The sequence below is a fragment of the Pseudoalteromonas phenolica genome (genome assembly GCF_044788725.1).
In the GTDB taxonomy this organism is placed as follows: Bacteria; Pseudomonadota; Gammaproteobacteria; order Enterobacterales; family Alteromonadaceae; genus Pseudoalteromonas; species Pseudoalteromonas phenolica_C.
Genome location: NZ_CP173161.1, coordinates 2,675,221 through 2,689,584, shown reverse-complemented (window position 1 = coordinate 2,689,584; position 14,364 = coordinate 2,675,221). Strand labels below are relative to the sequence as shown.

12 protein-coding genes and 1 pseudogene are annotated in these 14,364 nt (G+C 38.7%); 6 read left to right on the top strand and 7 right to left on the bottom strand.

Annotated features, from left to right (window positions below):
* Positions 1–45 precede the first annotated feature (45 nt).
* The gene (locus tag ACH784_RS12240; RefSeq protein ID WP_404390573.1) at positions 46–510 is read left to right on the top strand and encodes a hypothetical protein; all 465 of its coding nucleotides are present in this window, start codon (positions 46–48) and stop codon (positions 508–510) included.
* A 22-nt stretch (positions 511–532) separates the two neighbouring features.
* Here ACH784_RS12240 and rsmS read toward each other — a convergent pair whose 3' ends face one another.
* Genes rsmS through dinG form a run of 6 tightly spaced genes read right to left on the bottom strand, consistent with a single transcriptional unit; the run spans position 533 to position 5,363 of the window.
* Positions 533–697, bottom strand: coding sequence for a pleiotropic regulatory protein RsmS (rsmS, locus tag ACH784_RS12235; RefSeq protein ID WP_404390571.1), 165 nt, complete (start codon positions 695–697; stop codon positions 533–535).
* A gap of 9 nt (positions 698–706) precedes the next feature.
* Positions 707–982, bottom strand: coding sequence for a late competence development ComFB family protein (locus ACH784_RS12230; protein WP_404390569.1), 276 nt, complete (start codon positions 980–982; stop codon positions 707–709).
* 43 nt (positions 983–1,025) lie between these two features.
* Complete coding sequence (locus tag ACH784_RS12225; protein ID WP_404390567.1) at positions 1,026–1,916, bottom strand: histone deacetylase; 891 nt, start codon at positions 1,914–1,916, stop codon at positions 1,026–1,028.
* Positions 1,916–2,515, bottom strand: a complete 600-nt coding sequence (locus tag ACH784_RS12220) for a primosomal replication protein (protein WP_404390565.1) — start codon at positions 2,513–2,515, stop codon at positions 1,916–1,918. Before ACH784_RS12220 ends, ACH784_RS12225 begins: the two co-directional genes overlap by 1 nt.
* On the bottom strand, positions 2,512–3,291 hold the full coding sequence (locus ACH784_RS12215; RefSeq protein WP_404390563.1) for a TSUP family transporter: 780 nt from the start codon (positions 3,289–3,291) through the stop codon (positions 2,512–2,514). The genes ACH784_RS12220 and ACH784_RS12215 overlap by 4 nt, the downstream gene beginning before the upstream one ends.
* Entirely contained in the window at positions 3,291–5,363 is a 2,073-nt protein-coding gene (dinG, locus tag ACH784_RS12210; RefSeq protein WP_404390561.1) for an ATP-dependent DNA helicase DinG, read from the bottom strand. Before dinG ends, ACH784_RS12215 begins: the two co-directional genes overlap by 1 nt.
* Positions 5,364–5,430: 67 nt before the next feature.
* On the opposite strand from dinG, the gene ACH784_RS12205 reads away from it, so the two are divergent.
* The 4 genes from ACH784_RS12205 to ACH784_RS12190 all read left to right on the top strand — a co-directional run bounded on the left by ACH784_RS12205 (position 5,431) and on the right by ACH784_RS12190 (position 12,581).
* Complete coding sequence (locus ACH784_RS12205) at positions 5,431–7,773, top strand: DNA polymerase II (RefSeq protein WP_404390559.1); 2,343 nt, start codon at positions 5,431–5,433, stop codon at positions 7,771–7,773.
* Positions 7,774–8,084: 311 nt separating this feature from the next.
* Positions 8,085–10,841: a TonB-dependent receptor domain-containing protein gene (locus ACH784_RS12200; RefSeq protein ID WP_404390557.1), complete on the top strand. Its 2,757-nt coding sequence runs from the start codon at positions 8,085–8,087 to the stop codon at positions 10,839–10,841.
* A 62-nt stretch (positions 10,842–10,903) separates the two neighbouring features.
* Positions 10,904–11,557 carry a putative 2OG-Fe(II) oxygenase gene (locus ACH784_RS12195; RefSeq protein WP_404390555.1) on the top strand — a complete coding sequence of 218 codons (654 nt, stop codon included), beginning with the start codon at positions 10,904–10,906 and terminating at the stop codon, positions 11,555–11,557.
* Positions 11,558–11,696: 139 nt separating this feature from the next.
* Positions 11,697–12,581: an aspartyl protease family protein gene (locus ACH784_RS12190; RefSeq protein WP_404390553.1), complete on the top strand. Its 885-nt coding sequence runs from the start codon at positions 11,697–11,699 to the stop codon at positions 12,579–12,581.
* 306 nt (positions 12,582–12,887) lie between these two features.
* Here ACH784_RS12190 and ACH784_RS12185 read toward each other — a convergent pair.
* Positions 12,888–13,703: pseudogene (locus tag ACH784_RS12185) on the bottom strand (IS30 family transposase).
* A gap of 271 nt (positions 13,704–13,974) precedes the next feature.
* Here ACH784_RS12185 and ACH784_RS12180 point away from each other — a divergent pair.
* Positions 13,975–14,250, top strand: coding sequence for a hypothetical protein (locus ACH784_RS12180; protein ID WP_404390551.1), 276 nt, complete (start codon positions 13,975–13,977; stop codon positions 14,248–14,250).
* Positions 14,251–14,364: the final 114 nt, after the last annotated feature.

Below are 14,364 nucleotides of genomic sequence, written 5' to 3'. Positions count from 1 at the left end.
TATCTTATTAATACAATCACGACAGAAATTAAATAAGGAGTGATTATGTTCGTTGCATTAAAATGGGACCATCAAATAGGTGCGCATTTTGTCTCTTGGATTGTGGTTGAATGTTCAGGGGTAAGTGAAAAATTTGGTTTGCCGCAAGCATTACCTCCTCGCAGAGACATTGCCTATTTTGTTGACGAAAAGACGGCAGAATATGATGCGAAGGTATTTGCTGCCTATAAAAATGGTTTGCTTGATACCTCTGTACTAGACAAGTATGACCCATTTTTATCACCGCACCATGGTTTTTGTCATTACGAGTGGGATCATACTTATATGGGCGACTTGGTGAAACATGCGGTGTTATATTGGGAAGATGGCAAGCACCATCGGAATAAGCCTTTTAGAGACGACATTGGCTACTTTATTTGCCCAGATCAATCAGAAGCCGATAGTCAGTTTTATGCACAATATAAACTCGGCCTGTTAGATTTCAACTCAGAAAACTTAAAAACAGCCTAACACGCTGTAAAGTGACATGAAGCTAGTTTGAGCTAGCTTCATCGTTTAATTTATTTTGAAAGTCTGATTTTACAATCTCTAGTGCAGCAAGTACGTCTTCGGCTGGCAGTTCATGTTGTTCAAGCAACATGATTAAATCAACAGCCAATTTCACATGGGTTGGTGCATTTTCTAAGCTATTACTCATTTCGAAAAGTTACTCACTGGCCGTTGAACCTCTTTTAGCTACTTGTGTCATGGCAACATCAATTGCAATATCGACTCTTTGCTCCATTTGGATACGCTCGTGTTGAGGTAAGTAAAAAGCCATGTCTACATCATAGCGAATATACCTTGCAGGCAATTGATTGAGTACAGTACAGCAAAAATCAGCCATTACATCATCATCGTATTTGTCTTGCAGATTGCGCTCAACAATGCGATCTAGCATGACTTTTTCATAATAATTGTGCACATCATCATGTAGTTTCATGTCATCTTCCTAATGTTTTTATTTTTTGAGTTTATACCAAAAATCAATAGTTTTCGAACACAGCGAATAAAAGTTGTTTATGCACTTCAATCAGTTGCTCTTCATTACGTTGATAGCCACCGCCAAGGCCAATCGATAAAGGGATATCGTTGTTTTTACAGAATGATATTACTGTTCTTTCACGCTCTAACACACCAGCAAGACTGATATCTAGTAAACCGAGTTCATCTTTATGGTAAATATCAGCACCGGCGTTATAGATAATAATATCAGGCCGATAGAAACGCTTAATTAAATCTAAAGCTTGCTCTAGCGTTTGCAAATAGTGTGAATCGGTACAACCTTTTTCGATTTCGAAATCAAGATCTGATCGAGCTTTTGCTCGGGGGAAATTCTGAGCGCAGTGCAAAGAGCAAGTAATGATGTTGTCGTTGCCATTTAAAATGTCTGCAGTACCATCTCCTTGATGAACATCGCAATCGAGGATCACAACCCGCTCAACAAGGTCTTGCTGGATCAGGTGCTGTGCAGTTATGGCATGGTCGTTAAAAATACAAAAGCCAGCACCATGGTCGAATTGGGCGTGGTGGTAGCCTCCACCTAGATTTAAACCGAGTCCATGTTCTAATGCGTATTCAGCAGCTTCGATACTTGCGCCAACAGAAAGTAAGGTTCTTTCAACTAATGTTGTTGACCATGGAAAGCCCATTTTTTTGATTGCTTTCTGAGATAAAAAGCCGTTTACAAATGCGTCGACATAATCAGCATCATGGCAAAGCTTGATCTGCGCTAAGCTAGCAGGCTTAGGTTCAAATACTCGGTCGGAAAACCCCATTGTATGAATTGTGTTTTCAAGTTTTTGGTATTTTTTTATGGGAAAGCGATGTCTTTCAGGCAGCTGTAGGGCACTGTATAGAGGGTGATAGAAAATCATTAGCGGTTTTGTTGTTTTTCAACTTGTTGAATTTTGTCTTCTGTGGCGGTAATGGCTTTTCTACATCGGCCAAGTCGGGCATGCAGTGCCAATATTTCTTGATTGATTTTACTTGCTTCAGCATTACTTGCCGATGATAACTGCTGTTTACGAATATCGATCATCTCTTGTAAACGACGCTCAAACTCATGGTTTTGTGATAACTCTTGGTATAGCTCATGAGAGCTTTGCATGATTTTCTTAACTGCTTGCTTATAGACTTTCGCTTTCTTAGGCTTAGTAAACTTATTCTCTTTGGCCCAAACAGGCGTCGATTTTAATACCTTTATAACAGCTTCTATTTGAGTGCTTAATTTTTCGAGGGCAAATGCATAGGCATGGCGCTTTTCAGGGCTTGGCAACCTTGCAAATGCTTCTTTGATCTCGTCTACATAGTCGCACAATTTTAAGCTTTTTGTTGCAAACACGCTGTGTGCAAATAAACTTGGCTGCGCTTGAATGTAGCGGTTTTTATCAAACCACTTCGCTTTATCAAATTGGTGAGCATGCTGAGCAAGTTGCTCAATTTGCTGTTGTAATTTGACAATAGCCTGACTCATATAAAATAAGCCTCATAAATAAGTTTGCCGGCAAGTACGATAACCACACTGTTAAACAGCGGTTTTATTAGTTTATTTCCAAACTTAATCGCAGAGTGCGCGCCTATCCATGCGCCTACCATTAAGAATAGTCCCATGGTAATGCCAAGTAAAAAGTTAACATGACCTAGTGCCACAAAGGTGATCAGCGAAATAAAGTTCGATACAAAGTTCATTGAACGCGCAAGTCCGCAATTCAACAATAAACTCATCTTATAAAGTAGGCTATTTGATGCAGTCCAAAAAGTGCCTGTACCAGGGCCTGCTAAACCATCAAAAAAACCTAAACTTAACCCTTGCGACCACTGTTTTATTTTTAGTTGTAACGTTTTTGTCGGTAAATGATGACTAGTCTCAGTACTAAATTTACCGAATAAACTGTAGCAGGCCACTGCAATGATGATCACTGGTAGTAATTTATTTAAAAACTCAATACTGAGATGATCAACCAAGAGAGTACCGAGAAGTGCTCCTATTGCGGTTGCCAGTATTGACCCTGCCCAAAACTTGGGGTTGAATAAGTTCTTTTTATAATAAGTGATGCTAGCTGTAATTGAGCCAAAGCTTGCAGCCAGTTTATTGGTCCCTAACGTCATGTGGGGGGGTAAGCCTGCAGTAAGAAGAGCTGGAACAGTTAACATGCCGCCACCGCCTGCAACTGCATCAATAAAGCCTGCGATTAAAGCTACTAAACACAATAAGCCCCAAGTCGTGGGGTCGAGCGCAAATTCAAACATTAATAATCTATTTGTCTTTTAAATGGCGGGAGGGTATCTAGCATGGCTTTACCATACCGTTTACTGACCAAACGCCTATCAAGGAGCGTAATTTTTCCTTGATCGGTTTCTTTTCTCAGCAGTCTACCACAGCTTTGTACTAATTTCTTTGCGGCATCGGGTACAGTGATTGATAAAAATGGATTACCACCTTTACTCGTAACAAACTCAGCTTGCGCCTCTTCTATCGGGGAGGTAGGTACTGCAAAAGGGATCTTAGTTATGACTAAATTTTCTAAATAAGCACCGGGTAAATCGAGCCCTTCAGACAAGCTTTGCGTACCAAATAAAATGCTGCCATGGCCCGAATCAATACGAGATTTGTGCTTTTTCAGTAGGGCATCACGTGAAAATTCGCCTTGCACTAGAATTTGCCAGTTCTTAAGGCGCATTTTTTTTGCAACATGTTCCATCTGCCAATAGGAGGCAAATAACACCAAATTACCCTTTGTTCTGTCTAAATACTTAGGCAAAGCATCGGCTAAAAAGTCACTGAATGCTTTATCTGTGGGCTCTTTATCTGTGGTCGGTATATGTAGTGTCGCTTGTTTAGGATAATCAAACGGTGAATTAGCTTTAATATATTGCACGCCTTCTTCACCTTTTAACCCACTTTCTTTTGCGAAATGGTCAAATGTACCGAGTGCACTGAGCGTGGCTGAACATAATACGGCGCCTGCACATTCGCGCCATAGTTTATCTTTTAAGTAGTAACCTACTTCAATAGGGCAGTCGCAGAGCAAATGGTCGTGATGATTTTTATATTCAAGTCGCTTAATCCATCGTGCATGCGGAATAGTTTCACCTTTGCTGGCGTAGCTGAACCACAGTTTTTGTAATTGCTCAAGGCGGTTAATGTACTGACCACTCTCGGCTAAAAGTGGATCGGCTAAGAATGCAGTCACGTCACCATCGCTGACATCTAAAGTAAGTGCGTCATGCATTTTATTGAGTGCTCTTAAGGCATCGAGTGTTGCATCGCTGATGTCTTTGGCTTTAATGGTCAATTGCTCGGGCACAATGCCGTGTTCAAATCGATAAGTGTCGTCATCGTTGTAATTAAAATCAGCTTGGTCTAGCAAGTCCCTGACCGACCTTAGATCTTTAGCCGCATCATTTGCGGCGTCGTTAAGCTTAAAGTTTTGACCAATGGCTTTTTGCGACACAATGGCATTGGCCATCTTCTGACTGAACTTTAAAAGCTTTTCAATCCAATCTAATGTGCCTTTAATGGTTGCCGCTGCGGATGAAAAGTCTCGAGTGATATGAGGCAAATGGTGCGCTTCATCAATAACATAAAAGGTCTCATCGGGCTCAGGTAAGATTTTGCCGCCACCGAGCTCTAAGTCAGCAAGTAACAGAGCATGGTTAATAACAAGCACATCCATTTGCGCCATTTTTTGTCGTGCTAAATGGAATGGGCATAAATGATGAGACTTCATCTGTCTTTGACATGCATGTTTATCGCAGGCAATTAAGTTCCATACTCGATCAGGAATGGTGTCAGCCCAACTGTCTCTATCGCCTTGCCATTGCTTGTTCTGATAAGCATTCTGAAGCGCAACTAAGCAGTTTTTCTCTTGCTCAGATAGCGGCGAGCTCAATGTAGGTACGAGTGACATTTGCATCATGTCTTCATCTAATGCTGAATTTAATTTGTGGACACAGATATATCTATGCCTGCCTTTGACCAAATCAAACTTAAAATCGAGTCCTGAGTGTTCTTTGAAAAAAGGTAACTCTTTTTCAATGAGCTGTTCTTGTAAAGCAACAGTAGCAGTAGAAATGACGAGTTTTTTCTTTTTAGCCAATGCCAAAGGCAGGGCGCCTAAACAATAGGCGAGAGACTTACCTGTACCAGTTCCTGCTTCTATTACACAGATTTTTTGTGATCTATGGTATTCGCCTGCTAAGACCTTGGCGATTTCTGCGACTAGATAGTTTTGGCTTTTTCTGGGTCTATAACCGTCTAAGCTTTCAGCAATGCTGGTATGTGTTGTTCGAATTGTTTTTTTTAATGCATCTGAAAGCATGAAGGTCGCCTAAAAAGTACGGTATGTATATAATTACAGTATTTGATATTTTAGATGGGGTTTTATCTTGGCACAAGCTGTATACGAAGGCTTTATACTATCACGCCAGCAATTTAATCAGCAGGGGAAGTTGTGTCTTCGTTATTGGCTTATGACACCACAAGGTCCAGCCAAGGTAATTATACCCGATCAGCAATCTGTTTTTTTTATTCGCCAGTCAGATGTAGCGCAAGCTAAAAGCCTTATCAAAGAGCAAGGGTTGAAATGTGATATAAAAGCACTTTCATTAAAGCACTTCGACGGTGAGCCCGTAGCAGCCTGTTATTTTTCTTCTAATCAGCATCTATTTCAAGCCAAGCAACGCTTTTCTCAGCATATGCGTTTGTATGAGGATGATATTCGTCATTGTGACCGTTATTTAATGGAACGGTTCATTAAAGGTGGAGTTTGGGTAAGTGGAAAAGTGAAGCAACGTAATGGTTATACCGAGATCACGGATGCAAAGTTAAAAGAAAACCCAGACTACAAGCCAAACCTTTCTATGCTGTCACTTGATATTGAGTGTGATGGACAAGGGGTACTTTTTTCAGTCGGTCTTGTCAGCGAGCACTATAAAAGTGTCATCATGATTGGAGCGCCTCAGCAAACAGAGCAAAGTATTATTTGGGTCGAAGACGAAATTGAACTGCTACAAGTTTTAATGCAGCAAGTGAAGGCTATAGATCCAGATGTAATCATTGGCTGGAATGTCATTGAGTTTGATTTTGTGGTTCTAGCTGAGCGGGCTGAAGCACTCGGTATTGAACTTTGTTTAGGGCGTGATAACGCCTCTATAGATATTTATAAAGGCAACTATGTTCGAGTTTTGATTTCAGGCCGAGTAGTTATTGATGGTATTGATACCATGAAAAATGCCACATATCACTTTTCGAGTTTTAGCCTTGCGAATGTGGCGAGTGAAATCTTAGGTGAGCAAAAGCTTATCCAACAAGATAATCGCTTGTCTGAAATTATCAGGCAATTTAATGAAGATAAACTCGCTTTAGCAGCCTACAACTTGCAAGATTGCATGCTTGTTATGTCGATATTCAAGAAACTAAACTTGCTAGAATTTGCCATTGTCCGAACGCAAATGACAGGTTTGGAGCTCGAAAAAATGGGCGGGTCAGTGGCTGCTTTCATTAATTTATACTTACCTTTATTACATCGAAGTGGCTACATTGCACCAAATTTAGCCGAACATGGAGTGTCTTTTGAAAGCCCTGGTGGTTATGTAATGGAGTCCAAACCTGGCCTTTATAAAAATGTACTCGTGCTTGATTTTAAAAGCTTGTATCCATCCATCATTAGAACTTTCTTTATCGATCCGTTGGGGCTTATTAAAGGGTTAGAGAGCCAAGATAATGCATTAGAGGGGTTCAACGGCGGATACTTTTCTAAAACAGCACATCATTTGCCTAAATTGGTCGAGCAATTGTCAGAGAAACGGCAAAACGCCAAAGAGCAGGGCGATGCCATGTTATCGCAAGCTATCAAAATTATTATGAATAGTTTATACGGTGTATTAGGCTCGAAAGGGTGTCGTTTTTATGATCCAAGACTGTCAAGTTCTATAACTGTCCGTGGTCATCAAATTATGCAAACAACGCGTAAATGGCTTGAAAGTTGGGGATATGAAGTTATCTACGGTGATACAGATTCAACTTTTGTGGCCTTACCGGAAGATTTGACTGCTGAACAAAGCCAAGAAATAGGCAAAGCGCTGCAAAGAAAAATCAACCAAACTTGGTCTTTAGAGTGCGAAGAACGTTTTGGCATTCAAAGTCATTTAGAAATTGAATTCGAAACGCATTACAGCCCATTTTTTATGCCGACTATCCGTGGACAAGAAACCGGTTCAAAAAAACGTTACGTGGGCAGAGTAGAAAAGAACGGTCACTCTGAACTGGTATTCAAAGGTATGGAAACAGTTAGAAGTGATTGGACTGAAATCGCGAAATTATTCCAAAAGGAATTGGTTGAAACCCTATTTGCAGGGGGAGATCTTGAAGCAGTTGCACAGAAATATATAAAAAAGGTGTTATCTGGTGAGGTGGACCATTTACTAGTTTATCGTAAGCGTTTAGGTAAGCCCTTAGAGCAATACACGAAAAGTATTCCTCCCCATGTAAAGGCAGCTAAAGAATACAAGAAAGAATGCCCGAGTCAATTTGTTAAAGGCTCAATCATTTGTTACTGCATAACAACCTTAGGGCCAGCAATTGTCACAACAAAACAAAGTCATACACTCGACTATGAACATTATGTTGAAAAACAGATAAAAGTTATTCTAAACATGTTTATATTATCTGAAGGCTCATCTATATGTTCGAACCAACTAAAGCTTTTTGGAGATGTCATTGATGTTTAAGTGCCTAATATAGAGTTTTACAACACAAAGCCGACAAGGAAATGTTATTAGCGAACTTAATTTCCATATCTAACATAGCGTTAACCTGGTTGGTTGGTTTTGAGTAAAATAGTTAAGTAACGATTGTCGCTTTACCCTAATTAGGGAAAAATTAATGTTATCCTTGTGTTATAAAATGAGGTTTTTTTTAATTGACATGTACATTGTGTGTTGTTTAGTATGCAACTTGTATTGTGTATGTCACATAATACCAATTGGGTTTTACCCAAAAAAAATTATAAAACTACTAACAAGTGGTCCAGGGAGATAAAATGTTAAATAACAAAGTTTCAAAAGCAGTTCGTTTAGCGATTGCTTTTGGTGCAGCTTCTTCTGCTGCATTTTCTGCAAATACATTAGCAAACGATGAAAACAAAGCTGAAGAAGTAGAGCGTATTCAGGTTACTGGTTCTCGTATTAGCCGTACAGATATGGAAACAGCAACTCCAGTTACTGTTTTTACTTCTGTAGAAATTGACAAGACAGGTGTGTCTACAGTTGCTGAGTTCCTACGTACTAACGCCGCTTCTGGTGGTTTTAACGAATCAGCTACTTTAAGCCAATCGGCAGGTGCTTCTTCAATAGGTATTCGTGGCTTTGGTCCTGATTATACTCTAATCCTTTTAAACGGTCGCCGACTACCTAAAAACTCTGCAGGTGGTATTTTTACTGATATTAACCAAATTCCTATGTCTGCTGTTGAACGTATTGATGTTCTTCCTGACGGTGCTTCAGCTGTATACGGTTCTGATGCGGTTGCGGGTGTAATTAACATCATCACTAAAACAGATATGGAAGGTGTTGAAGCTCGTGCTAAGTATGGTGCAGCAGTAGAACATCGCGACGGTGATGAACTGCAATTCTCTTTCACAGCAGGTGCGACAAGTGGTAATACTAACATCTTATTCTCTGCAGATTATTTTGAACGTCGTCCAATTATGGCTGTTGACCGTGAAATGGGTAGCACTGCTTATATTGAAGGACACGAAGGTGGCGAAGGTCGTTCTAGCTGGGGTATTCCTGGTTCAACATTAATTAGCTCTCCATCAGCAAATGAAGCTGAACTAGGTGGCTGGGCTCCTTGGTCTGATTGTCCTACTGAGAATGTATTGTCAAATGGTCGTTGTGCTTATGACTTTGCTCCATTGTATCAATTACAACCACAAAGCGACCGTCAATCAATCTTCACTAGTGTAACACATGAGTACAGTGATAGTCTTACGTTTGATACACAGTTCCGCTTCTCTCGTGCTTATACTAAGACTGCTAACGCGCCAGCTCCAGGTGCGGTAAACATTTCTAATAGTCCTTATCTGAGAGATTTCTTAGTTAACGACCGTTATAAAGATAACCCTACTTTAGGTGCGAAAATTGCTGATGAGTTAGCTGCAGGTGAAGGTTATGCATATGTAGGTCGTCGTTACTTAGACTTCCCACACCGTCAAAAAGACAATACAAACGAAACGTTTGAAGCAACTACAGGTTTCTCTTACCTAATCAACGATGATTGGCAGTTAGATTACGATTTAGGTTTCTCTCGTCTTACTAACCGTCAAGTAGGTGCGGGTGGTCAACTTCTTGTTGATGAAGTTGAGTCTGCATTCTCAGGTGGTAAGTTAAATCCATTCGTACTAAACGACTGTAACTCTGCTGAACTTAAAGATTTCTGTGATAGCCTAAACTCTTCAATTCACAGAACTTCAGAGTTTGAAATAAGCTTCTCGTCACTTGCAGTTTCTGGTTTGACATCGCTTGAATTACCAGGTGGTCAAGTTGGTGTGGCTGCAGGTGTTGACGTTCGTCGTGAAAATTACCTTGACCGTTCAGACACAGCATCAATCAATGGTGATGTAATCGGTGGTGCTGGTTCTAATGGTGGCGGTTACATGAAAAATGAAGCTGTATTCGTTGAATTATCTCTACCTGTAATTGATGACATGGAACTTAGCCTTGCTGCTCGTAACGACAAAGCAGATTGGGGTATCAGTGATGCGTCTGAAACTACTTACTCAGCAAAAGTTTCTTATCGTCCAGTAGATTCATTATTACTTCGTGCTTCATATGGTACGGGTTTCAAGGCACCAGGTCTAGGTCAGCTATATCTTGGTAGTTCATTCGGTGTGAGTAAAGCAATTGATACCAAGCTTTGCCTAGCAGCCGGTGGTAATTCGGAACATCCAGATTGTAAAGAAGTAGAGTTAAACTCTAAATCAGGTGGTAATACTGAGCTTGAACCAGAAACATCTACATCATACAACTTAGGTCTTGTTTGGGATGTGACTGATGAAGTGGCTGTTACTGTTGATTATTGGTCATTAGAAATTGAAAACATCATTGGTTCACTAGGTATCCAAGAAATTCTTGATGAAGAAGCACAAGGTCGTTTAACAGATCTAGTAGTTCGTAACTCGCAAGGTCGTATCGATGATACTGGCCGTACAGGCTTCGTAAAAACTGACTTACAAAACCTGACAGTTGCTTCTTCAAAAGGTATCAACTATAACATTACTTACGACACTGAATTAAGCTTTGGTGCACTTAAAACAGACTTTAAAGTTGAGCAGTACTTAGAGCAGAAACGTCAGCAGTCAGCTGTTCAGCCATTGTGTGACCTTAATGATATTGGTAGAAAGTACCGTGTGAATGGTAACGTTTCACTTGAAACTGGTAATTTCACCACTTCACTTAACGTGCGTTTCTTACCTGGTTATGAGTCATATGACAAACTGAACACAATTGAAAAGACGTGTGAAGCTGTAGGCTACTACGATGTTAAGACTAAGAAGAACGAAGCTGGTGATACTGTGTACACTGACTTTGGTCGTTCGCAACGTTTCGCATCATATATGCAATTTGACTTAACTGGTGCTTATAACATTGATGATAACAACAGTGTTACAATTGGTATTCGTAACTTGTTTGATAGACAACCACCATTCAGTTCTGTGAATGACTGGCCATTCTACAGCCAAAGCACTTATGACAATATTGGTCGCTTTGCATACGTACAATACGACATTAAATTCTAATTTTATTTAATGTTTTTAAAGCGCACTTAATGTAGTGCGCTTTTTTTTGCCTGGAGAAAAGAATGAAATTAAAAGCTACTCCAAAAGTCTGCTTTGCCACACCAATCTTAGAGGGTTACTTTGAAGGGGTGGAATTATTAAACTCTGAACTAACAGAATTGTTTCTCGAGCTAGAAGCCAAAGGTTTTAAAAATGGAAAAAGACTTAATACTACGATAGGGAATATATCTGATAGCCCTGGTGATTTATTTTCAATGCAAGGCTATCAAGCTTTAGATGAAATTAAAAAACATATGAATGGAACATTATCTTCTTGGATACTAGAAACCGGAAAGATGACGCAGCAAGAGCTTTCGCAGTGTAAGTTTGAAGTCGAATCTTGGTATCACATTACTAGATTTGGAGGAACCAAAACATTACATGACCATGGTCAGTGTTCTTGGTCTATGGTCTATTATGTGGATGCTGGCGATCCCCCTACACAAGAATACCCTAGAAGTGGCTTTCTACAAGTATATGATCCAAGAAGAATAAGGCAAAACCCTGATGATAAAGGCTTTTTTAATCTAAAACCTATGTTTGATTATGGGGGGTTTTCTTTTGCTCCTGCATCTGGAGGGTTTGTGATATTTCCAGGTTATCTAGAACATGAAGTGTTGACATACTTCGGGAAAAAACCTCGTATTATGATCGCAATAAATTGTTTTATAAGGTGATTCTAAGAATATTAGACTTTATTTACATTATTAGCACTTACTTACACTTTTTTTATTTATATTGATAATTTAATTGTTATATTAACACTTATTGATTAAGCGTTAGATTTATCTAATTTAAATTTTTAGGGAAAAATACATGAAATTTTTAAGTTTTCTTGCTTTATGCTTTATTTCATTTTTTAGTTCTGCAAATAGTGACTGGATTAAATTTGAAATAATTAATGGGAAAATGGTAGTACCAATAAAAGTAGAGGGGCAAAATGTAAAGGCTATTTTAGATACTAGTGGTGAAGGACACTACATCAGTGAATCATTCGCTAAGTTAGGAAAATTAGATGCACGAAAAACATCACCTGTTATTGTTGAGGACAATATATCAGAAGTGTACAAGCCTTTATATCAACAAGTTGGAATAAATGTTTTTGGTTTCGATATTACTTTAGATGAGATGCAACTTGCAGTTCTTCCTGAAGCAGAAGTTAAACTAGGTGCTGGTTTTTTCTTTAACTTTGTCTATCAATTTGATTATCCGAATAAGAGATTGAGATTATTAGATAGAAAAAGTGTAAATTTAAAGAAAGTAAAAAATATTGAAATGAGAGCACATCGTCAAACAGGTTTACCAATAGTTAAAGTAGGTATTAATAATAAAGAAGACGCTTGGTTTGCTATGGGTACTGGGTTAACAGAAGGATTAAGAATAACTCGCTCTCATGCTAAATCGTTAGGCTTAACAGAGCAAGAAGTATCAAAAGTTGAGGTGGCAGATCTAAATGCTTTGAGAGAGTATGACCAAGTTAATCTTCCTGAAATTAAGTTTGGCCCATTTTCACTTTCAAATGTAAAAACTATCTTTTATAAAGACGATACGCGCTATGAGTTGTACGATAATAGAGCAAGGACAGGTTCTAGAGTTAAAGGTGTTATGGTTAAAGGCGCATTAGGCTATGATGTTTTACAGCACTTTGTAATTACAGTCGATTTCAAAAATGGATACATGCATGTAGGAACTTCTGCATAATACTTTTGCTAGCTCAAATTCAGTTATGCTGATTTCAGATAATAGTTTTTGAGCTAAATCAGAGTGTTAATTTTAAGTTTTTTAACATGTAAAGCTCATTGATTTGAGTTTACTCAATTCTAAAGAAACTTTGTTTCGGTTGGATGATTTATATTCTTGCATTCATTCTTTTTTAACAATTGATTACTAGTGAAGTTGCCATATCAGCTATTAGAGCAAATAAATATTTTTTGTAACTAGATTAAAAACTGAGTCCCAAATTCAACTTCGAAGTGCAGTACGCTAACATCAATCGACCATTGCTAATTATTTAAAAATAAGTGCTGGCTGCTTGAATCCAAAACACTTTCTTGGGCGGCTATTTATCCTTGATTGAACAAACTGAATATACTCATCCGTTACCTGTTTTAAGTCTGACCTTTTCTTCACATATTGCCTCAAAAGACTATTCGCGTTTTCGTTTGCACCTCGTCCCCAATAGCTTTATAAATGAAAAAATATATGTCAGCATCAAGAGCAACACTAATCTGCTCATGGCTCTCGAATTCTCTACCATTGTCTGCCGTGATTGTGTTAAATGGCATAAGCATTTCTATTGTCGTTTTTGTCACTGTATCGATTTCCCAATTCCTGAATCGTTCTTAGTTATTCACAGTTAATGGGTGTTCATCAATGGATACCGCATTTTTCATCCATGGCGCCCTCTCTTTGAGGCCTTTGCGTTATCGTTTGTCCTTGCCTCAAGTGACGACAGAGTTGACCGCCTTGGCATTAAACTAAAGCAACATAACGATAAATCCATTCATGACTAACGCGAGTTCCTACTCTTGTAGGGACATTGGATATTTGCTCTGTGCTCCAGTCAATACTAAGCAGCAAGCATACAAACTCAATACGCTAGACAGGTATTTGATATTTGTGAGTTGCTTTGCGCATTCGAACCGGAAAAGCGTGAGCATTCTGAGGACAATAACCCCCATACGTTTGATTTCTTTTTTTACTCACGATACACCGTTGCACGGTAACACCTCACTTTTTTGGTAATTTCAGAATCGAAATTCCCAGTTCAAAAAGGGTAGAAATCTGGTATCTTCTCCTCTCGGTCAATTGCTGATAACTCATAGTTGTAATGCTTGCTTCTTTGTCGAGAAGAGCGTACCACTTTTGGCAGTTGGCTTCTTCTACACCTTTCTATGAGTGTCGCACTTATTATCTGAAATCTGGGTTAGGCATTTGTTAAATAGCACAATACTGATTTGATATATTTTTATAAGGGATATTTATATCAAGTTTTGTTAACTCACAATTTATGAATATGTTAATATTTTATTCTTACTACTGGATATTTGAGAGTTTTAGGTTAATATATTTATTTTATAAAAAAGGAAATGAAATGAAGAATAGAAACACATTTACTCTTATTATGTTAGTTCTAGTATTATTAGGTTGTAATTCTACAAGTAATAAAAAAGAGACTATGGCTAATCAACTTGCTGCGGTTGAAAAAGATGATAATTATATATGCAAGACTGTAAAAAAAACAGGCTCTAACTTTAATACTAGACGTTGCATGACAAAAGAAGCGTATGAAAAGAGTAAAAAACAAGCTAGAGATGCAATGGATGAGCTTGATCGTAGCTGGAATACAGGTAATAATGTTGGATTCTAAGCTTTATTCTTAAGTTTGTCGCAACTACTAATGTTCGTTAGATGGATAAGTAGTTGCGCCAAAGTCAAAGTTTGTAATTATTTCTTGCATTTATTACCACTCAAACGGCAAAGT

What these genes read in the sequence shown, in the direction of transcription:
- ACH784_RS12220 (WP_404390565.1), bottom strand. Translation starts at nt 2,515, where the DNA reads ATGAGTCAGGCTATTGTCAAATTACAACAGCAAATTGAGCAACTTGCT.
- rsmS (WP_404390571.1), bottom strand. Translation starts at nt 697, where the DNA reads ATGAGTAATAGCTTAGAAAATGCACCAACCCATGTGAAATTGGCTGTT.
- ACH784_RS12195 (WP_404390555.1), top strand. Translation starts at nt 10,904, where the DNA reads ATGAAATTAAAAGCTACTCCAAAAGTCTGCTTTGCCACACCAATCTTA.
- ACH784_RS12215 (WP_404390563.1), bottom strand. Translation starts at nt 3,291, where the DNA reads ATGTTTGAATTTGCGCTCGACCCCACGACTTGGGGCTTATTGTGTTTA.
- ACH784_RS12230 (WP_404390569.1), bottom strand. Translation starts at nt 982, where the DNA reads ATGAAACTACATGATGATGTGCACAATTATTATGAAAAAGTCATGCTA.
- ACH784_RS12180 (WP_404390551.1), top strand. Translation starts at nt 13,975, where the DNA reads ATGAAGAATAGAAACACATTTACTCTTATTATGTTAGTTCTAGTATTA.
- ACH784_RS12190 (WP_404390553.1), top strand. Translation starts at nt 11,697, where the DNA reads ATGAAATTTTTAAGTTTTCTTGCTTTATGCTTTATTTCATTTTTTAGT.
- dinG (WP_404390561.1), bottom strand. Translation starts at nt 5,363, where the DNA reads ATGCTTTCAGATGCATTAAAAAAAACAATTCGAACAACACATACCAGC.
- ACH784_RS12240 (WP_404390573.1), top strand. Translation starts at nt 46, where the DNA reads ATGTTCGTTGCATTAAAATGGGACCATCAAATAGGTGCGCATTTTGTC.
- ACH784_RS12225 (WP_404390567.1), bottom strand. Translation starts at nt 1,916, where the DNA reads ATGATTTTCTATCACCCTCTATACAGTGCCCTACAGCTGCCTGAAAGA.
- ACH784_RS12200 (WP_404390557.1), top strand. Translation starts at nt 8,085, where the DNA reads ATGTTAAATAACAAAGTTTCAAAAGCAGTTCGTTTAGCGATTGCTTTT.